At 60.3% G+C, this 20,981-nt stretch carries 23 protein-coding genes; 11 read left to right on the top strand and 12 right to left on the bottom strand.

Annotated elements, in window-relative coordinates; translation table 11 throughout:
• Positions 1-64 precede the first annotated feature (64 nt).
• The 3 genes from H9S92_RS21445 to H9S92_RS21435 are packed head-to-tail and all read right to left on the bottom strand — an operon-like array spanning position 65 to position 1,971.
• A complete protein-coding gene (locus H9S92_RS21445) occupies positions 65-889 on the bottom strand; it encodes a hypothetical protein (RefSeq protein WP_187468761.1) in 825 nt (274 codons plus the stop codon).
• On the bottom strand, positions 889-1,479 hold the full coding sequence (gene rdgB, locus H9S92_RS21440; protein ID WP_187468760.1) for an RdgB/HAM1 family non-canonical purine NTP pyrophosphatase: 591 nt from the start codon (positions 1,477-1,479) through the stop codon (positions 889-891). The genes H9S92_RS21445 and rdgB overlap by 1 nt, the downstream gene beginning before the upstream one ends.
• 39 nt (positions 1,480-1,518) lie before the next feature.
• Entirely contained in the window at positions 1,519-1,971 is a 453-nt protein-coding gene (locus H9S92_RS21435) for a hypothetical protein (protein WP_187468759.1), read from the bottom strand.
• Between the two features lie 114 nt (positions 1,972-2,085).
• Between H9S92_RS21435 and H9S92_RS21430 the strand changes: the two genes are divergently transcribed.
• Positions 2,086-2,604: a hypothetical protein gene (locus H9S92_RS21430; protein WP_187468758.1), complete on the top strand. Its 519-nt coding sequence runs from the start codon at positions 2,086-2,088 to the stop codon at positions 2,602-2,604.
• A 5-nt stretch (positions 2,605-2,609) separates the two neighbouring features.
• Complete coding sequence (locus H9S92_RS21425; RefSeq protein ID WP_187468757.1) at positions 2,610-2,894, top strand: hypothetical protein; 285 nt, start codon at positions 2,610-2,612, stop codon at positions 2,892-2,894.
• 634 nt (positions 2,895-3,528) lie between these two features.
• Here the strand turns inward: H9S92_RS21425 and H9S92_RS21420 are convergent.
• Positions 3,529-4,215 carry an outer membrane beta-barrel protein gene (locus H9S92_RS21420; RefSeq protein WP_187468756.1) on the bottom strand — a complete coding sequence of 229 codons (687 nt, stop codon included), beginning with the start codon at positions 4,213-4,215 and terminating at the stop codon, positions 3,529-3,531.
• A gap of 250 nt (positions 4,216-4,465) precedes the next feature.
• Between H9S92_RS21420 and H9S92_RS21415 the strand changes: the two genes are divergently transcribed.
• The 3 genes from H9S92_RS21415 to H9S92_RS21405 all read left to right on the top strand — a co-directional run bounded on the left by H9S92_RS21415 (position 4,466) and on the right by H9S92_RS21405 (position 7,727).
• Complete coding sequence (locus tag H9S92_RS21415; protein WP_187468755.1) at positions 4,466-5,368, top strand: formylglycine-generating enzyme family protein; 903 nt, start codon at positions 4,466-4,468, stop codon at positions 5,366-5,368.
• Positions 5,369-5,413: 45 nt separating this feature from the next.
• The gene (locus H9S92_RS21410; RefSeq protein WP_187468754.1) at positions 5,414-6,727 is read left to right on the top strand and encodes a Gfo/Idh/MocA family protein; all 1,314 of its coding nucleotides are present in this window, start codon (positions 5,414-5,416) and stop codon (positions 6,725-6,727) included.
• 88 nt (positions 6,728-6,815) lie between these two features.
• Entirely contained in the window at positions 6,816-7,727 is a 912-nt protein-coding gene (locus tag H9S92_RS21405; protein WP_187468753.1) for an FAD:protein FMN transferase, read from the top strand.
• 29 nt (positions 7,728-7,756) lie between these two features.
• On the opposite strand, the gene H9S92_RS21400 is transcribed toward H9S92_RS21405, so the two are convergent.
• Positions 7,757-9,193 (bottom strand): S41 family peptidase, encoded by a 1,437-nt coding sequence (locus tag H9S92_RS21400; RefSeq protein WP_187468752.1) that lies wholly within the window; start codon positions 9,191-9,193, stop codon positions 7,757-7,759.
• A 228-nt stretch (positions 9,194-9,421) separates the two neighbouring features.
• On the opposite strand from H9S92_RS21400, the gene H9S92_RS21395 reads away from it, so the two are divergent.
• Positions 9,422-10,444: a sensor histidine kinase gene (locus H9S92_RS21395; RefSeq protein WP_187468751.1), complete on the top strand. Its 1,023-nt coding sequence runs from the start codon at positions 9,422-9,424 to the stop codon at positions 10,442-10,444.
• Positions 10,441-11,154 (top strand): LytR/AlgR family response regulator transcription factor, encoded by a 714-nt coding sequence (locus H9S92_RS21390; RefSeq protein WP_187468750.1) that lies wholly within the window; start codon positions 10,441-10,443, stop codon positions 11,152-11,154. The genes H9S92_RS21395 and H9S92_RS21390 overlap by 4 nt, the downstream gene beginning before the upstream one ends.
• A 40-nt stretch (positions 11,155-11,194) precedes the next feature.
• Here H9S92_RS21390 and H9S92_RS21385 read toward each other — a convergent pair whose 3' ends face one another.
• Positions 11,195-12,340: an MFS transporter gene (locus H9S92_RS21385; RefSeq protein ID WP_290282473.1), complete on the bottom strand. Its 1,146-nt coding sequence runs from the start codon at positions 12,338-12,340 to the stop codon at positions 11,195-11,197.
• A gap of 240 nt (positions 12,341-12,580) precedes the next feature.
• Positions 12,581-13,516, bottom strand: coding sequence for a DUF3137 domain-containing protein (locus H9S92_RS21380; protein ID WP_187468748.1), 936 nt, complete (start codon positions 13,514-13,516; stop codon positions 12,581-12,583).
• Positions 13,517-13,713: 197 nt separating this feature from the next.
• On the opposite strand from H9S92_RS21380, the gene H9S92_RS21375 reads away from it, so the two are divergent.
• From H9S92_RS21375 to porD, 4 genes are all read left to right on the top strand, one after another.
• The gene (locus tag H9S92_RS21375) at positions 13,714-14,547 is read left to right on the top strand and encodes an outer membrane protein assembly factor BamD (protein WP_187468747.1); all 834 of its coding nucleotides are present in this window, start codon (positions 13,714-13,716) and stop codon (positions 14,545-14,547) included.
• Positions 14,513-14,860, top strand: a complete 348-nt coding sequence (locus tag H9S92_RS21370) for a DNA-directed RNA polymerase subunit omega (RefSeq protein WP_187468746.1) — start codon at positions 14,513-14,515, stop codon at positions 14,858-14,860. The genes H9S92_RS21375 and H9S92_RS21370 overlap by 35 nt, the downstream gene beginning before the upstream one ends.
• Positions 14,861-15,024: 164 nt before the next feature.
• Positions 15,025-16,320 carry a bifunctional phosphopantothenoylcysteine decarboxylase/phosphopantothenate synthase gene (locus H9S92_RS21365; RefSeq protein WP_187468745.1) on the top strand — a complete coding sequence of 432 codons (1,296 nt, stop codon included), beginning with the start codon at positions 15,025-15,027 and terminating at the stop codon, positions 16,318-16,320.
• A gap of 134 nt (positions 16,321-16,454) precedes the next feature.
• A complete protein-coding gene (gene porD, locus H9S92_RS21360; RefSeq protein ID WP_187468744.1) occupies positions 16,455-17,465 on the top strand; it encodes a type IX secretion system protein PorD in 1,011 nt (336 codons plus the stop codon).
• A 227-nt stretch (positions 17,466-17,692) separates the two neighbouring features.
• Here porD and H9S92_RS21355 read toward each other — a convergent pair whose 3' ends face one another.
• The 5 genes from H9S92_RS21355 to H9S92_RS21335 form a co-directional block, all read right to left on the bottom strand.
• Positions 17,693-17,947, bottom strand: coding sequence for a hypothetical protein (locus H9S92_RS21355; protein WP_187468743.1), 255 nt, complete (start codon positions 17,945-17,947; stop codon positions 17,693-17,695).
• 98 nt (positions 17,948-18,045) lie between these two features.
• Positions 18,046-18,624 (bottom strand): sigma-70 family RNA polymerase sigma factor, encoded by a 579-nt coding sequence (locus H9S92_RS21350; protein WP_222936200.1) that lies wholly within the window; start codon positions 18,622-18,624, stop codon positions 18,046-18,048.
• 197 nt (positions 18,625-18,821) lie between these two features.
• Positions 18,822-19,619 (bottom strand): undecaprenyl-diphosphate phosphatase, encoded by a 798-nt coding sequence (locus tag H9S92_RS21345; protein WP_187468741.1) that lies wholly within the window; start codon positions 19,617-19,619, stop codon positions 18,822-18,824.
• Positions 19,620-19,625: 6 nt separating this feature from the next.
• On the bottom strand, positions 19,626-19,958 hold the full coding sequence (locus tag H9S92_RS21340; protein WP_187468740.1) for a DUF3098 domain-containing protein: 333 nt from the start codon (positions 19,956-19,958) through the stop codon (positions 19,626-19,628).
• Positions 19,959-20,104: 146 nt separating this feature from the next.
• Positions 20,105-20,956: a cell division protein FtsX gene (locus tag H9S92_RS21335; RefSeq protein ID WP_187468739.1), complete on the bottom strand. Its 852-nt coding sequence runs from the start codon at positions 20,954-20,956 to the stop codon at positions 20,105-20,107.
• Between the last annotated feature and the right edge of the window lie 25 nt (positions 20,957-20,981).

Genomic DNA, 20,981 nt, shown 5'->3' with positions numbered 1-20,981 from the left:
AATCGGCGGCCGGCAGTCGCGCCTTGCTCATTGTCCTGGGGGGAGCACCTGCGTCCGCGCCCGCTTATTCTATCTCCCCGGGCTGCGGAAAACTTAGGCTATCGAGGCCCAGGAAACGACGCGGGAAATCGGCCCCAACGAGTACCCAGGGCGGCTGCCAGAGGGCGTCTTGAAAGACCGTAACGCGGTGGGGCTGCCCGGCCGCGTACAAAATGATGGTGGCGTGGTAGCGGTCTTGGTGGGCAATTTCATCGAAGTGATCGGCGTAGGGCGCGTCCGCAGGTGCAATGAACGTTGGCGCGTGTAGTGCGGCGGCCGGCCCAGTGATGCGCCACAAAAAGCTGTCGCGCTGCCAGGCTACGATGCTATCCACCCGCGCCGGAGCAAGGCGCAGCAGGCGGCGTTCGCGGTAGTAGTTAAAGTCCAGGGCGGGCAGGAGAGGCCGGAGGGCGGCTTCGGGCAGGGCAAAGACGTCGCCGGTGGCCTCCACGCGCAGCAATGCCGGCCCCTCGAGCGGCCGGGCGAGGGCAAAAGTCTCTGCGCCGTGGGCCTCGGAATGCACCGTCAGGAGACTCAGCTCTTCGGCGGGGAAACGCTGTGCTACGGAGTCCGTCCGCAGCGCCGCCAGTGCCTCTACGAAGGCCTCGGCTTTCTCCGCCTGGTCGAGCACCTGGATGGTGCCCTCCCGTACCACCCAGCCGCCCGCTTCGTTGCGCGTTACGGTGAAGGGCTGAACGGCAGACCAGGGTTGGACGCTGACGCTGCTGATCTCGGCCGGGCTGGCCAGCAGTACGTGCTCGCGCAGCGGCCGGTCGGTGTAGGCCTGCCAATAGTACCAGGCGGCGTAGCCCAGGCAGGCCAGGAGGAGGATGGGGACGAGGGTGCGCATTACTGATCAGCCTGGCGGGTGAGGAAATCCTGGAGTTGCTGCATGGCCCGGGCGCGGTGGCTCATTTGGCTTTTTTCTTGCGTGCCCATATCGGCGAAGCTGCGGCCATCGCCCTCGGCGGGGACGAAGATGGGGTCGTAGCCGAAGCCTCCCTCCCCGCCGGGTTCCCGGGCGATGTGGCCCTCGCAACGGCCTTCGAAAAGGTGTTCTTCTTCGCCCTGGACCAGGCAAATGATGGTGCGGAAGCGGGCCGTGCGCAGCGCGGTGTCGCCCAATTCGGCCAATACCTTAGCATTGTTGGCCGCCGCACTGCGCTCCGGACCGGCGTAGTGGGCCGTATCCACCCCCGGGCGGCCACCGAGGGCATCGATCTCCAGGCCCGTGTCTTCGCTGAAGCAGTCGTAACCGTAGTGGTCTTTCACAAAGTGGGCTTTTTGCCGGGCGTTGCCTTCCAGGGTAAGGGTGGTTTCGGGGAGTTCTTCGTGGCAACCGATCTCCTGAAGGCTGAAAAAATTGTAGGCGCTGCCCAGCTGGGCGCGGATCTCGGCAATCTTATGGGCGTTGTTGGTGGCGAAGACCAGGCTGGACATGGCAAAAGGTTAGCGGATGGACAAAAGCGGGAGGCCGCATCAGGGGGCGAACATAAAGGAGGCCTTGATCGCTTGCCAGAGGGCGGCAGCAGGACCGTTGTTGCCCGCTTCCCTGGCCCGGGAAATGGCGGCGGCCGACTCCGCAATGAGGAAATGAACGCCCGCTACCTCCAATGGAAAGTAGTTGGCCACCTGAAAATGCAAGCCCAGGGCCGGCAGCGACTGCCCGAAAAGCATCACACGGTTAACGCCCAGGTGATGGCGCAGGGCCGCGAGGTCGAGCCCCCCGTCCTCACCTCTCCACTCCAGCAAATGGGCCTGGGTGGGCAGGTCGGTGTACCCCGCCGCCCCGAGGATTCGCTCAACGAAAGGCCGCTCCGCATCGTACACCACCAGCAGCCTGGCCGCAGGGGAGGGCGCGGTGGATAAGCGCTCCAAAGCGTCAGCCAACGCAGGTTGGCCGATCAGCCGGATGTGGGTATGCAGTTTCACCCCGGCAAGGTAAGAAGTTCTGCTTTGTCTCTACTGCCTCCGCCCCGGGCGAACAAGCCGGAGCTTGGCTCGTTTTCTCAGGTAAGTTCCCCACCACGCACAAGCCACCCACCCATGTCCGCCTCTCCCGCCCCGCTGCAAGCCCTTCTGGAAAAACCGACCGTCCACCTGGCCGGAACGGACGCCACCCTGCGCCTGCACCTGAGCCGGAACCTGCTCAACGAAATCCTCGCCGCCCGTCCGCCCGATACACCCGTGCAGGAATTGCTGCTGGATCCCGATGACGGCCAGGCCCACCTCCACCTGGAAGTACAAGTGCCGGTGCTGGGGACCGTCCACCGCAGAATCACCCTGCGCCCTGGTCCCGCCGTATGCTTTCCCGATCAACCCTGGCTGGAATTTGTCATCACCGACGGGTTCAAGCTCTTTGATAAGCCCATCCTGAAACTGATGCAGGGGCAAATCGACGAGCGCCTGCCCCGGGGCATCGAACTGAGCGCCGAGCACCTCCGGCTCCACATCCCGGCTTTGCTTACGGCGGCGGGCTACCAACCCCTGGTTCCGCTGCTGCACCGCCTGGAGATCCAAAGCGTCAGCAACCAGCTCATCCTTACCCTTCACCTCGTCGCCTAAGCACCATGCATCCTCTCCAGAAACATTTACAGGACACCCAATTCAAGGACCTTGCCGGCAGTCACCTCGCAGGCACCATCGCACTGAGCGACGAGCTGATCAACCTCGGCATCGGGGAATTCCTCGCCTCCCTCCGCACCCCTCCGGCCGCCGCCGCAGACCCCGGTAAAGCAGCCCGCGCAGACGGTCTCAACCCCGCCGCCCTGCTTGCCAATCTGGAAGTAGACCAACTGCGGTGGCGCACGGAACACGGGCGGAGTTTGCTGGATGTTAAGCTGCGCTTGACTTGATTTTTTGAACCACCTTCTTTCACCACTAAGGGCACTAAGTACACTAAGGGCACTAAGAGTTGTGTGACACGTGCTTAGTGCCCTTAGTGGTAGGCGGTCTAATCTAATGGGTTTAACCCGTGCGCGCTTTAGGGGCCTGGACCGCCTAGGTTGAGACCCTCTGGGTCGATCCAGCTAATCACGGTGCCCCCCTAGGTTGAGACCCACTGTGTCGATCCAGCTAAGTACATTGGCGTATTCTCCTACGACCCAGAGGGTCTCGACCTATTAAGCGCTTGAGCCTCCCCGGTTGGCCAAAGTGAGTACGGCTGCGGCCTGGCTAATTAGACAGCCTACCCTTAGTGGTTCAAAAAAAGGAGCGCAGCTCCCCATCTTAGTGTACTTAGTGCCCTTAGTGAACTTAGTGGTTCAAAAAAAAGGAGCGAAGCTCCCCATCTTAGTGCCCTTAGTGAACTTAGTGGTTCAAAAAAAGAGCGAAGCTCGTACCATAAAGCTGTTCAAAAATAGGAGCGAAGCTCCCAAACCCCAGTGGCAAAAAAACGAATGACCCGACCTCCCAAGAGAAGCCGAGCCATCCTTACACAGGGATATTCGTTTCTTTGTTTGGCCACTGAAGCGGCCGGAGAGCAATCCTTTATTGGAGGGTGAAGGCAACGCCCGCACCGAAATTAAATCCTTTAAAGCCCGTTTTGGCGTTGAGAACGGGCACGTCGTAGGGCTGGGTGAGGCTTTGTTCGTAGCGTCCTTCGGCGAAGACGGAGAAGCCCTGGGCGACTTCCGCTTTCACGCCCACGCCACCAAGGGCAGCTACGTGAAAACGCTCGTAGTTGATGGCGTCCAGGTCGATGTTGGTGGTCATCAGGTTAAAATCGATGATGGCCCGCGCGGTGGTGCGGATGTTGCCTCCCGTTGCGTAGCCCAGGCTGGCACCGCCGAATGCGTAGGGACGCAGGACACTGCCGGTAGGGACGTGGACCTGGGCCAGCAGTGGCACATCAACGTAGGTGAAGCGCGTTTTGGCCGTGGCGCCGAAGGGGAGGTCGAAGCCAAAGACTTCCACGCTTTCGTCCAGGCGCAGGCTGGTGCCCCGGCGGTTGATTTCCAGGCCGGAGCGGAGGCTGAAGACTTCGCTGACGGGTAGTTCCACGTACAGGCCTGCGTTGGTACTGGAGGCGCTGCTGAACTGATCGGAAAGGAGATCGAGCTGATCGTCGGTGCGCAGGTTGGATTGCCCGTAGGCGGCCCGGAAGCCGACGTTGACCTGAGCAAGTGCAAAGCCGCTGGCGAAAAGGAAAAGCAGGGAGACAAATAATGAGCGCATGGGTAAGTGCATTTGTTGTTTGCCGGGTATAACGCAGGGCGGCACCAGAATTTAGGTAGGGAATTGTTAAGGCCGGTTAAAGCTTGTTAAGGCGGGAGGTGCTTCCTCCTTTCTCCCTGTCCGTTCTCCCCCCTTCGGGGGGTTGGGGGGGAGCACCTGCGGCCGCGCCCAGTAGCACATTACAGAAATCGCGTTTGCCCACTACATCCTTTTTACCCTACCTTGGGAGGCGCAAAAAATGCGTCTGCTTATGCTAAATTTTTGCCGGGTACTGCTGGTCCTCATCGCCCTCCCCGTGGGCGCACAAAACCTGGATACGGTGCGGATTCCGGGGACGGAGGTCTCCTTCACCCTCGCCAGCCTGCCAGGCGGCACCTTCGCCATGGGCGAGGAAGGAACGTCCGTCACCCTTGCCCCCTTCGCCATCGGCACCCACGAGGTAACCCACGATGCGTACCGCATTTTTCAGCAGCGGGACAACGACAGTCCGGCGGCCGCCACCCCCGATTTTGCGGTTGACGCCGTAACGCGGCCCTCCCCGCCTTACCTGGATTTCACCTACGGCATGGGCACCCGCGGCGGCTTCCCCCAGGTAAACACCACCCAACAGGCCGCCCTGCGCTACTGCGCCTGGCTGTACCAGAAAACGGGCCAGTTTTTCCGCCTGCCCACCGAAGCCGAGTGGGAATACGCCTGCCTGGCGGGTGGCGATGCCCCGAGCCCGGAAATGCTGGGAGATTACGCCTGGACCTACGAAAACAGCGACGAGGTCTTTCATCCCGTCGGCCAGAAAAAACCCAACGCCTGGGGACTTTACGACCTGCTCGGCAACGTGAGTGAGTGGACGCTCGACGCGTACGCGGCCGATTATTTCGTCCGCATCGGCGCATGGCCCCAGGACCCCGTCATCCCGCCCACCGGCAAGCATTCCCGCACCGTACGCGGCGGCCACTACGATGCCGAGGCTGCCGAAGTAGGCTGCCGCGTACGCGAAAAATCCCAGGCCAAATGGCAGGCGCGCGACCCACAAATCCCGAAGAGCAAGTGGTGGAATGTCGATTCTCCTTTCGTCGGTTTTCGCCTGGTACGTCCGGCCGCGCAACCTTCGGAGGAGGAAATCCAGGACTTTTTCGCTACTTTCATCGTCGATTAAGCGAGTCATATACCATCGTCACCGTTTAAAATTTTAAGTCGAACCATGCCACAATCCAGACGCAGTTTCCTCAAAAAAACCACCGCCCTCGCTGGCGGCCTGGCCATTTCTTCCCAAATTGCTGCCAAGGCCTACGCTGGGGGCACCGACGTGATCCGCGTCGGCCTCATCGGCTGCGGAGGCCGGGGCACCGGTGCCGCTGCCCAGGCCCTGAGCACCACCCAAAACGTCCGCCTCGTCGCCATGTCTGATGCTTTTCGCGATCGCCTCGACGAGAGCTACCGCAGCATCCAGGGCCACCTGGCCGACAACGACTTGGACGCCGGCCGCCTGGCCGTCAGCGAAGAGCATAAATTCGTTGGCTTCGAAGGTTACCGCAAGGTGATTGAGCTGTCGGACGTCGTGCTGATCGCCACCCCGCCGGGTTTCCGCCCCGCCCACTTCGAGGCGGCCGTCAATGCCGGCAAGCACGTCTTCATGGAAAAGCCCCTGGCCGTTGATGCCCCCGGCGTCCGCCGCGTCCTCCAGGCCGCCGAAGCCGCCAAGGCCAAAAAACTCAACGTCGTCGTCGGCCTCCAGCGCCACTACGAGAAACTCTACACCGGCGGCTGGGTCGATATGCTCCAGAACGGCGTCATCGGCGACATCACCGCCAGCTACGTCTACTGGAACAGCGGCGGCGTATGGGTCCGCCCCCGGCAGGCCGGACAAACTGAAATGGAGTACCAGATGCGCAACTGGTACTACTTCAACTGGCTCTGCGGAGACCACATCAACGAGCAGCACATCCATAACCTCGACGTGGGCAACTGGGTAAAACAGGCCTACCCCGTCACCGCCTCCGGCTACGGTGGCCGTCACACCCGCAACGGAAAGGAACACGGCGAGATCTTCGATCACCACTTCGTCGAATACACTTACGCCGACGGCAGCAAGATGATCAGCCAGTGCCGCCACTGGAATGGCTGCGCCGATAAAGTGTCCGAAGGCTTCCAGGGCACCAACGGCTCCGCACCCCAACCCGGCAAAATCATGGCCAAGAGCGGCTACGTCCTGCTCGACCACAACAGCCGCAAGGACCCCAACCCCTACCAGGTGGAGCACGACGTCCTCTTCGAAGCCGTAGCCAAAGGCGATTACAAATTTGCGGACGCCGAAAACGGGGCCAAAAGCACTATGACCGCCATCATGGGCCGCATGGCCACCTACAGCGGGCAGGTCATCAACTGGGACGAAGCCATGGCTTCCAGCCTCGACCTCTCCCCAAAGCAACTCGACTTCAACGCGGAGCCCCCGATTTTACCCCTGCCCAGCGGCTTTTATCCCGTTCCCGTTCCCGGAGAGACCAAGGTTTTTTAGTTCACTAGTTTATTAGTTCATGGTTCATAGTTCATAGTTCATAAGTTACCGGAAACTACTGAACTATGAACTACTAGACTACTGAACTATGAACTACCGACTATTCCCCCTCCCCCTCGCGCTGTGTTTCCTGCTGAACTGGCTACCCGCCCAGCGCTACCATTTTACCCACCCGGCGATGGGGTCGCTCTTTGCGCTTACCGTCAGTACCGAAGACAGCACGGGACTGGCGGGGGCGGTAGCGGCGGCTTTTGCCCGCATCGATGCGCTGGAACAATGCCTGAGCGATTACCGTCCGGACAGTGAATTGAACCAGCTGCGGGGCAGTACGGGCTGGCGGGAGGTGTCGCCCGATTTGTACCACGTCTTAAGGTTCAGCCGGCAGCTGGCCCGGCGGAGTAGGGGAGCCTTCGATCCCACCGTTGCCCCCCTGACGAAAGTGTGGCGGCGGGCCTTCCGGCAGCAGGTTTTTCCTGCGCAGGAACAGATTAGTCGGGCGCGGTCGCAGGTGCACTGGAAAAACCTCCGGGTAGCAAGGGGAAGTCCACGCGTCCGCCTGCGCCAGTCTTTTGTAGCGCTTGATCTTGGCGGCGTGGGTAAGGGCTACGCACTGGATGCAGTGGCCCAGGTACTGCGCGAAGCCGGATTTTCGTCCTTCCTCCTCGACGGGGGCGGCGACCTCCTCCTCGGCGAACGACCTACGGATGCCCCGGGCTGGCGGGTGGCTTTCCCCGACGGTACGGTCGAAGAAGCCCTCATGCATACCGCCGTAGTCACCTCCGGGGCCGCCTACCGCTATCTGGAATGGGAAGGCGTGCGCTACAGCCACCTGATCGATCCGCGGACGGGCCTCGGTGTTACGCAGCAGCGGACCGTCACCGTCCTTGGCCCCGTCGGCATGGTGGCCGACGGACTGGCCTCGGCGCTCTCCATTGGCGAAGTCGATCTGGCCCGCCATTATCCCGGCTACCGGGTGTTGATCACTGAGCCCGATCCTTAATACCAAGCCATCGCATTTTCTCGGTCCTATTATTGTTGCAATAACCACCGCTCCGCCGCAGCCAAGGCATCTTCCGCCACTTCATCCGGCGTGATTTCCGCGCCGAACGCTTTTTTCAGGTGATTGGCGTACACCGAAATGGTGAGGTTCAGTAGTGCCCCATCGGGCATCGGGAACATGCTGTTGGCGGTGGAATATCCGCCCGTGGGTGCGCCGAAGCTCCGAAAGTTTTTTCTGCCGTGGAAAGCTACTGCGACTACTTCGCCTGAACTGGTCGTCTGCCCGCTGGTCAGCACGGCAATCCGTGGCTTAGGGCGGTGCAGGCGGTATTTGCCTTTGCTGAGTTGGCCCATTTCGCTGGTGTCCAGAAAGATTTTGTCCTTCTTTTTTATCCAGGCAGTGGCCTCGCTGCCGTCCGGGGCCATGAAATAGCCGAGCGGGCCGTCGGGCAGAAGGGGATGCAACCCCGTAAGCATCGGCCAGCAGTTGCCGCCGGTGTTTTCCCGTAGATCCACGATCCATCCCTTGGTGTTCGGGCCATCCAGGCGGACGATCAGGTTGCGTACGCTATCGGCAAAGTTGCGAAGGGTGGGCTCATGCCCGCTGTTGACGTGGGGGATGCGGAGGTAGGCGATGCCACTTGCGAGGCGTTTCCCCGTGGCTTGTTCAATGGGCTGCAGCTCCGAAGTCTCCTCTTCGCCATCCCCGGTCCCCGCCCAGGCGGCCGCCGTAGCGGGGTCGATGAATCCCGAGTGTTTATTCACGCGGCCAAGGATGTAGCGGATGGCGGGGTAGGTTTCCGCAGGGGTGGTGGCTCCGGCGGCCAGGCGATCGGCCGTCCTGCGCAGGGCCGTCCAGTCAAAACGCTCGCGGTACAAAACCTGTTGGCTGACGAGGTGGAAAAAGGTGTCCAGATAAGACCGGGCGGCGGGCTCCAGGGAAACGTCGGCGGGAGCGGGCAGGGCTTGCCAGGTCAGGTCGCTGAACCAGGCACTGCCGTCCCCGCCGGTTAGTTGGCAGCCAATTCGCACGGAGTCAATGCGGTCATCGGCGATGAAGTCCAGGCGCACGGCGGTCCAGGGCGCGTCGCCCCGGATGGCAGCGGATTCGGTGTAGTTGAGGGCTTGGCCATCCACCCTGCCGTAGGCGTACAGCGAGGCACCGTTGCCTTGCACGCCTTGCGTTCTGATGCGCCCGGTGAGCCTGAAAATCGCCACCTCCGGCACGCGGGGCAGCGCCACGGTTTGGCATACCGCACCACTTTCGTAGGCGCTAAAGGGAGCGGTGATGTGCAGGCTGCGCCCACTACTGCCTTCTTTTTCCACCGTTTGCGGAGGATTGATCATCCGGAGGCTCTTCCACCCGGCCAAATCGGGAAGGGCGAAATCCAGATTGTTCCATTCCTGGGCAGTGAGGGGAGAGACCAGGAGGAAAAGCGCCAAAAAAGAGAGGAAAAAACGTCGCATGGCAAGGTGGTTTGTGCGAAGATCGGGGGGCAGTGGACCTGCCCCGCGCTGCTTTTCGTGAACCCGGGTATTTTTTGGCGCGAACGCGGGTGCAGGGGCTGAAAATCCGAGCAATGCGGGGAGGAAACGGGAAGTTGACCAGCTTTCGGGGGCCGCGCGGACGGGAGATTCAGGCGAGAAAAGGCAGCGAAAACGAGTGGACCACGGTAGTGGGCTAACTTTGTTGCCGTGGCGCAGAAGAACTCGCTTTACTGGGCATGCCAAATCGGAGGCTGGGGCACCGTCGTCCTGTTTTGGTTTTACTACGAAATAAGGGACCACGGGCCTGGCGCCATGCTGTGGCTGATCCTGCTCGAAGGGGTCGGTCAAATCCTGGTGACGGATGCGTACCGGCGCCTGGCCCACCGCAGGGGCTGGCTCAAACTGCCGGTGTTGCGACTGCTGCCAGTGGCCTCGCTGGCGTGGTTACTGCTGGTTGCCCAGTACCTGCTGATGGCCTACCTGGTTTTTAAGCTGCGCTACAGCGGGTGTTTTTGCGGAGATGTTTTGTTGGGTGTGGTTAGTGGGGGCGTACGGTACCACGCGATTTGGTTATTGGCCTTTCATCTCTATCACTTCGCCCGCCATTCGGCCGCCACCGAAGCCGAAGCCGCCCGCCAGGCCCAGTTGGCCACCGAAGCCCGGCTAGCCAAACTCAATGCGGAACTGAACCCTCACTTTTTGTTTAATGCCCTGACCGGCATCAAGGCCCTGACGCGGGAAGACCCGGCCCGGAGCCGCGCGGCCATCGATCGCCTTGCCGAACTTCTCCGCTACGCCCTCCGCCAAAGCGACCAGCCCACCGTACCCCTCGCCGAAGAGATCGCCACGGTAGAAAGTTATCTGGCCCTGGAAAAAATGCGCCTCGAAGACCGCCTGCAAGTAAACTGGGCGCTTCCCCCATCCCTCGACCCTTTCCGCCTGCCCCCCATGGCGCTGCATACCCTGGTGGAAAATGCCGTCAAACACGGCATCACCCACTTGCCCGATGGAGGCACCATCTCCATTCTCCTGCACGACAAGCGCAGTACCTGGAGCCTTGAGGTTCAGAACGACGGCCGGTTTCAGGTCCTCCAACACCAGGGCACCGGTTTGCGTAACCTTCGCCAACGCCTCACCCTCCACTACGGAGAATCGGCCAGTCTGGAGATCGGGCCCGGGCCAGCGCCCGAAACCACCGTGGCCCAATTAATTTTCCCCTCTTCCGTATGACCCCACTACGCTGCCTTTTGATCGACGACGAGCGCCTGGCCAGGGTAGAACTGCGGGCCCTGCTGGAAGAACATCCCGGAGTAGAAGTTCTGGCCGATACCGGAACCCCCGCCGCCGTGCCCGACCTCGTCACCCAATGGCGGCCCGACCTTATTTTTCTGGACATCAACATGCCCGCATGCAACGGCTTTGAATTGCTCAGCCACCTGCCCAGCTGCCCACCCGTGGTTTTTGTAACCGCCTACGAAGAATTTGCCCTCCAGGCATTTTCCGTACACGCCCTTGATTACCTGCTGAAACCCGTCCAACCCGCCCGCCTGGCCGAAACCCTGCGCGTAGTCCGGGAGCGCCTGCACGCCGAGCGGGGGCAGGACCGGAAAATTTTCATCGCCACCGCCAAAGGTGGGCACTACCTTGCCCTTAACGAGGTGTTTTTGATCCGGGCCTACGATCATTACCTGCGTTTGTATTCGCCAGGGGGGACGGATTTGATCCACCACGGGTTGGCCAGTTTTCTCGCTACCTGCCCGGAGCACGAATTCTTCCGCGCCAACCGCTCGGAAGCCATCCGTATTGCTGCAGTAGTGGGCACCGGGCGGTTGAGTCGGGGCCGCCTTCTCCTGGAGTTGCCGCAAGGGCACCGGGTAAGGGTCTCCGAAAGCCAATCCATCCTCTGGCGGAAAAGAAAGTACCCCGGCGGCGAGGAATAAAACGGACGACCCGCCAGGGCCCTGCGGCAGGGGAAGTTCTTCATCCACCCCGCGTAGCCCAAACCCCCAGCAAAGGCCCCACCGCCAGCAGGGGATAGACGTACCGCAAATCCACCCCCGCCAGCAACTGGATACTGACAATGGTAATGGCAAAACCCAGGCAATTCACCAGCGTCAACGCGCTGCCTTTCTGGCTCGGCTCTGCCCGCTGGGCAACCAGGGTGGAAAATTGAGGAGAATCCGCCGCCACCACCACGCCCCAGCCCAGCAGGTAGGCCAGAAAAAGCCCGGGCGGCAACCACGCTAAGGCCAGCGGCAAGGCCAGGCAGCAAAGCCCCGACGCCAGCAGCGCTGCACGCGCCGTACCCATAGAACCGTACCGCTCCGCCACGTAGCCCCCCAGGACGCAGCCCACTCCGCCCGCCGCAATCACCCCAAAGGTCACCAGGGAAGGAGACCAGGCAGCCTCAGGGTGCACGTCAGAAATCACCACCACCAGTAAAGGCAGCAAAGCCCAAAAGGTGTACAATTCCCACATGTGGCCGAAGTACCCGAAGGCCGCCCGCCGGAAATCCCTGGGGCCAAAAACCTCCAGAATGGCTCCCAGGCGAAGTTGCACCGCCGGCTTGCGGTAAGGGCCGTCCGCCACCAGCAAGCCCACCAGCGTAGCACCCCCTGCCGCCGCCACGGAGGTCAGGTAAAAGATGAATCGCCAGGGAAGCTGCCCCCCCAAACCCTTCAGCAAGTGCGGAAAAGCAGTACCCATCACCAGCGCCCCCACCAGGTAGCCCAGGGATTTGCCCAGGCCCTTTTCGTAGTAATCCGCAGCAATTTTCATCCCCACCGGGTAAATGCCCGCCAGGAAAAAGCCCGTCAGAAACCGCACCCCCAGCAGGCTGGCCAGGGTATGGCCCGCCCAGGTAGCCCCCAGGTTGCAGACCGCTGCCGCCAGGGCCGATACCATAAACACCCGCGACGGAGAATAGCGGTCGGCTACCGCCAACAAAGCAAAAAACAGGGTGCCACAAATGAAACCGAGCTGGATGACCGAGGTCAGGTGGCCCAGCGCAGTGGCAGGCAAGCCAAAAGCCCGGACCAAATCGTCCAGTACCGCATTACCGGCAAACCAAACCGAGGTACAGCAAAACTGGGCCACCACAATGATGGGAAGGACATAACGGATCACAACGCGCAAGGTCGCTAAATTTCGGGTGCCCAAGTAGCCTGTTCAGCTAAAGGTATCTTCACTTTACCAACTAAAACAAAAACACCGGGCTTTAGCCGGACGAGACGTCCGGAACCGTCCCTCCAACATCCTCTCTCCTAGTCCTTTTCCTTGCACCTGCGCCCGCGCCCCCTTTTCTCCTTTCCCCCTTTATTCCTTTCCCCCTTTATTCCTTTCCCCCTTTATTCCTTTCCCCCTTTATTAATGCGTCTGGTCAAAAACCTGCACCGTTTCGAGCATCAGCGTGATGTCCGTATAAAACTTCCGCACCATGGCGAAGGAGAGGTTGGAGCGGAAAAAGCTGGGTTCCAGCAGGTCGTAGTCGTGGGCGATGCCAAAGAACAGGTCTTGGTTGTGAACGGCGAAAAAGAGGTCCTGATCCTGGGTGCGGGCAAATTGCAGCAGGGCATCCTGCATCGGCGGCGTGAGGATGCCCGCCACGTGGGTGCCGCTCTTGGCGTAGACGGCAAAGCGCTCGCGGAAGCCTGGGTTCATGACCTCGATGTCGGCATTCTTGCCACCGCTGGCTACGTAGGCGTCGATCGTTCGCTTGAGACGGCGGAGGTTTTTGCGGGGCCACACCGCAATCTGCCCCGTCGTAGGCTCGCCGAAGATGGCGTGGACGAAGAGGCCACTGAACACCACCAGGAGACGGTTGCTGGCCGGACTGATTTCCTGCACGTAGGCTTCTCCCATCTCAAAGGCCATCTCACCCACCATGCCACTGATGTAGTCTTCGGCGCGGTACGCATCGGGCATGGGCCGGAAAAGGCCGCTGCGCACGAAGCGGTCGCGGTGAATGGCCCGCTTGGCGTCGTACTGCAATGAGCGGTAGTTCGGGGAGTCATTGAGGAATTCCAGCAGCAACTTGACGATGGCCGGCTTGAAGGCCTGCCGGAATTTCTCAATCCGCAAGTACAGGGAGATGATGTAAAAGGCCACCGGCAACACCAGCAGGAACATCAAAAAGCCCAGCTCCGCCACCACAAAAACCACTACTACCGCCCCAATGAGCAACAGCGAAAGGAAGATGCCCCGCACCAGCCGGATCCGCAGACGTTCCATCCGGATCAGCTCCGGGCGGATGGTGGTGTTGTAGTACACCCTTAATTCGTCGATGCGGGGGACGGCAGGCAAGGCAGCAACTGGTCTTGGTCAGGGGCGCAAGTTAGTGCATAGTCGGTAGTCTAATAGTTCATAGTTCAGTAGCCGGGAGCTCCCATGACTATTGAACTATGAACTGTGAACTATGAACTACAGAACTCCCAACCAACTCTGCCTCCGTCCCTTCCCTCTTTACCGTATCGATTTAAACCCTTATCTTTGCGCGCTATATGAATATCAGCCTCCAGCTATCCCTGCTTTTACTCTGTCTCGTCTGCTTCGGCTGTAAGTCCGAGTTCGAGACGGTACGCACCAGCGGAAACCCCGAAGCCATCCTGAAAAAGGCCGACGAGTACTACGCTGCCGAGGAGTACCAGCGGGCCCAAACCCTCTACGAACTCAGCATCGGCCCCTTCCGCGGCCGCGCCGAAGCCGAGGAAATTGCCTACCGCTACGCCTACACCTACTACTATACCAAGCAGTTCGTCCTGGCCAGCTACTACTTCAAAAACTTTGCCACCACCTACGGCGGCAGCAACCTGCGGGAAGAGGCCGACTTCATGTCTGCCTACTCCAACTACCGTCTCAGCCCCGTCTACCGCCTCGACCAGAGCTACAGCCTCAAGGCAATCGAGGGCTTTGAAGAGTTTGCCAACCGCTACCCCGCCAGCGAAAGAATTCCCGAAGCCAACCGCCTCATCGACGAGATGCGGGCCAAGATGGAGCTTAAGGACTTCGAATCCGCCAAACTGTATATGGACCTGGAGCGTTATGAATCGGCGCAACAGAGTTTCGAGAACGTTCTCAAGGACTATCCCGAAACCCGCCGGGCCCAGGAAATTCGCTACCTGATGGCCAAAAGCCAGTACGAGTACGCCGCCGCCAGCTTCGTTACCCGTCAGCAGGAGCGCTACGATAAAGCAGTCGAACTCATTGAATATTACCTCGGCCGCTACCCCGATGCCGAAGTAAACAACGAGCTCACTACCTACCTCAAAAAATCACAAGCACGTCTAAAAGAACTCGAAGATGTCAGATATCAAAACCCGGGCCCAAGGTCTTAGCCCCGACGTAGCCGCCCGCGATATCCAGCGGGTGGTGCGGGATACCAACAATATTTACGAGACCCTCTCCATCGTCAGCCGCCGCGCCCGCCAGCTTTCCGTCGATCTCAAGCACGAGCTCGACCAGAAACTGGAGGAGTTTGCCGAAGTGACCGATACCATCGAGGAGGTCGTAGAAAACAAGGAGCAAATCGAAATCTCCAAGTTTTACGAGAAGCTCCCTAACCCCGTCCTCATTGCCATGCGCGAATACCTCGACGATGAGCTCTACTACCGCTACAACGATCGGCGGGAAGAAGAGGAAGAGGTCTAAAGCGCCTCTCCGTATTCTGGATTTTCTTTGGCCAACCCGAAGTTTCGTTCCATTGCCTTACCTTGGTAAGCCACCGGACGTTGCTTCGGGTTGGCCTGCTTAACGCCCCCGCGTCCGGATTCCCCGGCCCACACCCTAGCGCTTCTCCCAAACTCCCTTCTCTAGTGCAGTTAGCTGGCAAAAAAATCATCCTAGGCGTTTGTGGCAGCATCGCCGCCTATAAGTCCGCCCTCATCGTGCGGGGCCTCGTCAAGGCGGGTGCGCAGGTGAAGGTCCTCATGACCGAGTCGGCCACCGCCTTCATTTCGCCGCTAACGCTCAGTACCCTCTCGCGGCGGCCCGTCACCACTTCGGTGCACGACGGGGAGAGTTGGGATAACCACGTCGAACTGGGCCTCTGGGCTGATGCCCTGCTGGTGGCCCCGCTGACGGCCACCACCCTGGCCAAAATGGCCCACGGCATCTGCGATAACCCCGTCGTGGCCGTCTACCTTTCTGCCCGCTGTCCGGTCTTTTTTGCGCCGGCGATGGACCTCGACATGTGGGCCCACCCCGCCACCCGCCGCAACGTGGCGCGCCTCCGGTCTTATGGCAACCACCTCATTGACGTGGCCGAGGGGGAACTGGCTTCGGGCCTGCACGGGGCGGGCCGGCTGGCCGAACCGGAAACGATCCTGGCCGAACTCGAGCGCTTCTTTGCCCGTGCCCCGGCGGATGATAAGATGGCGCTGCCGCAGGTGCCAGGGAAAGTGGAAGAGCAGGGGGAGGACCCCACCTCCGTCGTTCGCCCCCTAGCCGTTGCCCCAACGCGGAACGACTACGCCGGCCGCCGTCTCCTCATCACCGCCGGGCCCACCCACGAAGACCTCGATCCCGTTCGCTACCTGGGCAACAAAAGTACCGGCCGCATGGGCATTGCCCTGGCCGAAGCCGCCGCCGCCCGCGGAGCCAGCGTTGATCTCGTTCTCGGCCCCACCGAACTGTCTACCACCGACCCGGGCATCAACCTCGTGCCCGTCCGCTCCGCCCGCGAGATGCACGCCGTATGCGTAGCCCTCTGGCCCAAAGCCGATGCCGCGATCCTCTCTGCCGCCGTAGCCGACTACCGCCCCGCCAGCATGGCCCAGCAAAAAATCAAAAAGGAAGATAAACCCCTGCGCATCGATCTCGTCCGCAACCCCGACATCGCCGCCGAACTGGGCGAAGACAAAAAACCGCACCAGCGCCTCGTCGGCTTCGCACTGGAAACCGAAAACGCCCTCGAAAACGCGCGCGGTAAACTGGAACGCAAGAACCTTGACCTGATTGTGCTCAATTCCCCCAACGACGAAGGGGCCGCCTTCGGACATACCACCAACAAAATACAGTTGCTCGACCGCGATACCGTAACCGCCTTCGAGCTCAAACCCAAGCGCGCCGTAGCCGACGACATCCTCGACGCACTGGCCGGGCGCTTTTGAACAAGCTCTACACCCGGCACGAACGAAAAGCCCCGCTTTTTACGTTCTTGCCTTATCCCTTCGTAGCTCCTGGCCGGGCGGCGGAGCGGCCAGAACTACTCCCACGGCACCCGGTGCCCCAAGATCTTCGGAAAATGAATCGACTGCTTACCCTCCTTTGCTCCCTGTTTTTGCTTGGCACCTGCGTCAGCGCCCAAAGCGAAATCCGCTGGACGGTGAACCTGAATACCGACCAGATCACCACGGCCGATAAGCGCATTTTCCTCACCCTGGAAAAAGACCTCGTCACTTTTCTGAACAGCCAGACCTGGACCAACGATCGCTTTACTGAAGAGGAACGCATTGATGCTACGCTGTTCCTCACCATCAGCGAAGTATTCGAGCAATCCAGCAAAGGAGATGGTGGTGACGTGGCCGTCCCCGACCAGTACAAGGGCACCATGGCCCTGCAAAGTTTGCGCCCGATCTTCGGGAGCAGCGAACAAACCCCCGTGCTGAATACCCAGGATCGGTCCGTCAACTTCACCTACCGCCAGGGCGAAGCGATTCAGTACTCGGAGCAAAGCTACGTGAGTGACCTGGGCCACATCCTGGCCTTTTACTGTTACATGGTGATCGGGTTTGACTACGATACCTTCTCCCCGCTGGGCGGCCAGCCCTACTTCGATAAGGCCCAGGAACTGTACAACCGCCTGCCCGCACAAATCCTCAACGGTCCGGGTTGGGTCTCCGCCGGCCGTAGCCGGAACCGCTACTGGCTGATGGAAAACGTGCTGAACCCCAAAATGCTGGCCCTGCGCCGCGCCTACTACACCTATCACCGCCTTGGTCTGGACTTAATGGGCGATGACCTGACCACCGGCCGTAGAAACGTTACCCTAGCCATCGAAGACGCGGGAAAAGCCAACCAGACCTACCCCAATACGGACTATATGCAGGCTTTTGTTGATGCAAAGCGCGACGAGATCGTCGATATCTTCCGCGGGGCCCCGGGCAGCGAGCAGAATACCGTGATTGCCACCATGTCTCGGGTGGATCAAGCGAAGGCCAATGAGTACCGCAACATCCGCACGCGAGCGGCTGCGAACACCCGGAATACAGCCCCCACGGTACGGGCACCCAGCCGGCTCGGGGGGCGTCGGTAAGGGAACTGCGGTGCATTTTTTCTCCATTACCTGCGAGGTAAGGCTGCCACGGAAAGGGACTGTTCATTGCCCGTTAGTTGGGTCAACTATAGTGTGGATACCGTGCTGCGAAGAACGGAACAGACTTTGCCTGCTTACGCTTATTGCGTAGGTACAAAGAACCCGGGGCAGGGGAGGGGATGACGGTTGTAGAGGGTAGCGGCCGCTAAAGTGCGGCGGCAGAGGCGTTAATCATTGCCGGCTTTAATGCGGTCAATGCGTTCGTGGATGCTGGCCAGAAGATTTTCCGGTGGCGTTTGCCAGCTGAGGTTTCTTTTCATAAAAACCTGGTAGGTTCCGAGGTCAATCAGCTCTTCTGTGCGGGGATCGATCGATAGGTCAAGACATTTTCCTTCCACGGGGACGGTTGATTCCTGATCAGCTACTTGGGGTTGGCGACTGAGGTGGCCGTTTTGGGGGGCTTTGTGACTGCGGTTGGACATGGCAAATGGTATTGAAGGCAATGAAGGAATGAGAAGAGAGAAAATATGCGAAAAATGCCACCCCGCAAGCCTTTTCGCGGAGTGGCATTCGTGGATGTTTAACCCAGGTTACGGGTATTGACGATACCGTAAGTATCGGCAGCGTAAGTGGCCAGCTGGCGGATCAGCGCGATCCGGGCGCGGCGGGTGGTAGATTTTACCGTATTCAGGTTGAGACCCGTTGCGTCGGCAATGTCTTTCTCGCTGAAGTCGTACAAATCGGCCATGATGATGATGGCGCGTTGTTCGTCTTTGAGGAAAGTCATGGCTTTCACGATGGGGTCGGAGAAATCCTGGTCCATCGCCCCGGCGATGCGCAAATCGGAGAAGCCTGCCATGGCATGGCCTTCGTCGCGCCGGTTGTAGGCGGCGCGCTCGTCCAGTTCCGTTTCGGCCCGACGGTTCCGCTTGCGGTAGTCGTTGATGAAAAGGTTCTGGGCCAGGCGGAACAACCAGGCGCGGGCGTTGGTGCCGGGCTCGTACTGTTCGATTTTGACGTAGGCCCGGGCAAAGGTTTCTTGCACCAGGTCTGCGGCATCGGCGCCATTTCCACACATTCGGAAAAGGAAGTTGTACACTATCTGATAGTGTTGCAGCATTTCCGTTTGAAAGATTCGCTCGCGGGTGTTGCGTGCCATAGATTTCCCTTGCGGGGTTTGTGCTGGCGTGACGGAGCTTCTCAGATGTCCGCCTACCAGCTTTACCTGGCCGCGCGGGGTGGGGCAGGTAAGGTTTACGTTTGGTTGTTACCCCGGGAGAATGCGATCGGCCAGACCAAAAGTTGCGTTGGCCTTAAAAAAAGCATAAATTTTTTCGGACGGTCGGTTTTGCGCCTTTAGTCTCCCAGCGTAAACCACGCCAGGGCCAGTGCGGCTACGGCAAAGCAATAGAAGGCAAACCACTTCAGTTTTGCCTGCTTCACCAGGCGGATCATCCAGATGCAGGCCACGATGCCCGTGGCGAAGGCCGCGAGGAAGCCAATGCCCAGGGCCGGCAGTGAAGCGGTGCCGGAAAAATCGCCGTCGAGCAAGTCTTTAGCCATTTTGCCAAAGATCAGCGGGACGACCATCAGGAAGCTGAAGCGGGCGGCTTTCTCCCGGTCGATGCCCAGCATTACGCTGGTGGAGATGGTAGCCCCGGAGCGGCTGATGCCCGGCAGAATGGCGATGGCCTGGGCGATGCCGACCAGGATGGCTTCGCGCCAGCCTACGGGCTTGCCCGTGTCTTTTGCCCGGTCGGCCAGCAACAGCAGTAAGCCAGTGAGTACCAACATCAGTGCGACCAAGACGATCTGCCGGTCAAACAAGGACTCGAGAGCCTCATCAAACAGCACCCCGACGATGGCGGCTGGCACCATGCTGACCACCACCAGCGCCGCAAAGCGGGTACCGTCGTTCCACGCGAAGCGGAACAAATCCCGCAGGATCTCCGCAATGGCCCGACGAAAGACTACCAGCGTAGCCAGGGCCGTGGCTGCGTGGAGCGTCACGGTCATCAACATGCTTTCGGCGGCGAGGCTATCGTCTTGCAGCAACCACTTGGCCAATTCGAGGTGGCCGCTGCTGGAGACCGGGAGAAACTCGGTCAGGCCCTGGATGATGCCCAGTACCAAGGCGCGTAAAACTTCGCTCACCCCCGCTTACTTTTTGAAAATGGCAAAAACCACGGTGCCCAGGCCCGCCAGAATAACGATCGGGGCCAGGGTGATGCGGCGGAAACCGTAGAGGCGGTCGACGTCAAAAGTGTCGTAATCCGCTCCCCGACTGCCCGCCATCAGGATCAGACCGAGCAAGACGAGGCCAAAGCCGATGCCCATCCACTTGTAAGTTTCGGGGCCGAAAGTGAGGGGGCGGGCGTTCTGGTTGGCGCTGGTACTCGGCCGGCTGGTGGTAGATGGCCGGGGCGTAGCGGCTTCGCGGATGGGTTCGCGGCCGGTAGTGACGTCTTTATTTTTATCTCTGCGTTTGCTCATCGGGGGGTGGCTTGATTTGGGAGGGCAGCGCCAGCAAGTGGCTTCCGCTCCGCAAGTTTAGGGAGAAATGCAAAGGTAGGGGGTTATTTTAGGTTAATGTTGGGGAAAAGCGTTTTTCCGGATTTTGTCCTGACCCACCATCAGCATCAGTACAGGTCATCCACCCGCATGCGGAGGTAGCGCCGCACCACCACCCAGTGGCTGAGGAAATTGATCATTACACCCAAGAGCAGCAACCCCGCGTAAAGCAGCAGCAGTTCTTGGGGAGCAGTAAACAGGTTGAGTTCCGGGAAGACGGATTGCAACCAGTACTGCAAACCCACCACGCCACCAATGGCCAGCAAGCCCGCCACCAGCCCCTGGAAAATGGCCGACCACAGGTAGGGCCGACTGATGAAACCCCAGGTAGCCCCCACCAGCTCCTGGGTCTTGATGGTAAACCGGTTGGCGTAGAGGGAAAGACGGACCGTATTGTGGATCAGCAGCCCCGCCACGAAAGTGAAGAGGCCAGCCAGCCCGAGCAACAGCAGGCTCAGCTTGCGGGCGTTGGCGGCAATGCGCTCCACGAAGTTTTCCTGGTAGTACACTCCTGCTACCCCGGGCAGGCCCTGGATCTCCGTAGCAATGGCCCCCAGGCGCTCCGAACTGAGCCAGTGGAGCGGGACGTTGAAGGTGACCACGTCTAACAGCGGATTGCTGAGGCCGAGGTCGTCCAGGTCATTGCCGAGGTCTTCCCCCATGGATTCCAGGGCGGCATCGCGACCCACAAAAGCGGGAGTGCTGCCCGGGCGGAGGTAAGGGGCGGCGGCGAGGTGGGCTTCCAGTGCCTGCCGGTCTTCCGGGGTCGAGCCGGCTTCGAGCTCGACGATGATGTCGAGGTTCTCCTGCAACTCCCTGGTCAGGTGGGTGGCCTGGACGGTCCACCAGCCCACCAGCCCCAGCAAGAAGAGGACCAGCGCCAGGGAAAACACCACGTAAAGCTGATTGGGACGGGGCACGATTACGGACGGTTGAGGCAACTTG

It is taken from the genome of Neolewinella lacunae, from assembly GCF_014349155.1.
Lineage (GTDB): Bacteria > Bacteroidota > Bacteroidia > Chitinophagales > Saprospiraceae > Neolewinella > Neolewinella lacunae.
This window is presented reverse-complemented; position numbering and strand designations above follow the sequence as displayed.

Bases quoted from the DNA above. Each gene is read 5' to 3' on its own strand.
- H9S92_RS21400 (WP_187468752.1), bottom strand. From the start codon at position 9,193: ATGCGACGTTTTTTCCTCTCTTTTTTGGCGCTTTTCCTCCTGGTCTCT.
- H9S92_RS21375 (WP_187468747.1), top strand. From the start codon at position 13,714: ATGAATATCAGCCTCCAGCTATCCCTGCTTTTACTCTGTCTCGTCTGC.
- H9S92_RS21430 (WP_187468758.1), top strand. From the start codon at position 2,086: ATGTCCGCCTCTCCCGCCCCGCTGCAAGCCCTTCTGGAAAAACCGACC.
- H9S92_RS21425 (WP_187468757.1), top strand. From the start codon at position 2,610: ATGCATCCTCTCCAGAAACATTTACAGGACACCCAATTCAAGGACCTT.
- H9S92_RS21350 (WP_222936200.1), bottom strand. From the start codon at position 18,624: ATGGCACGCAACACCCGCGAGCGAATCTTTCAAACGGAAATGCTGCAA.
- porD (WP_187468744.1), top strand. From the start codon at position 16,455: ATGAATCGACTGCTTACCCTCCTTTGCTCCCTGTTTTTGCTTGGCACC.
- H9S92_RS21370 (WP_187468746.1), top strand. From the start codon at position 14,513: ATGTCAGATATCAAAACCCGGGCCCAAGGTCTTAGCCCCGACGTAGCC.
- H9S92_RS21355 (WP_187468743.1), bottom strand. From the start codon at position 17,947: ATGTCCAACCGCAGTCACAAAGCCCCCCAAAACGGCCACCTCAGTCGC.
- H9S92_RS21405 (WP_187468753.1), top strand. From the start codon at position 6,816: ATGAACTACCGACTATTCCCCCTCCCCCTCGCGCTGTGTTTCCTGCTG.
- H9S92_RS21340 (WP_187468740.1), bottom strand. From the start codon at position 19,958: ATGAGCAAACGCAGAGATAAAAATAAAGACGTCACTACCGGCCGCGAA.
- H9S92_RS21410 (WP_187468754.1), top strand. From the start codon at position 5,414: ATGCCACAATCCAGACGCAGTTTCCTCAAAAAAACCACCGCCCTCGCT.
- H9S92_RS21415 (WP_187468755.1), top strand. From the start codon at position 4,466: ATGCTAAATTTTTGCCGGGTACTGCTGGTCCTCATCGCCCTCCCCGTG.
- rdgB (WP_187468760.1), bottom strand. From the start codon at position 1,479: ATGTCCAGCCTGGTCTTCGCCACCAACAACGCCCATAAGATTGCCGAG.
- H9S92_RS21390 (WP_187468750.1), top strand. From the start codon at position 10,441: ATGACCCCACTACGCTGCCTTTTGATCGACGACGAGCGCCTGGCCAGG.
- H9S92_RS21445 (WP_187468761.1), bottom strand. From the start codon at position 889: ATGCGCACCCTCGTCCCCATCCTCCTCCTGGCCTGCCTGGGCTACGCC.
- H9S92_RS21420 (WP_187468756.1), bottom strand. From the start codon at position 4,215: ATGCGCTCATTATTTGTCTCCCTGCTTTTCCTTTTCGCCAGCGGCTTT.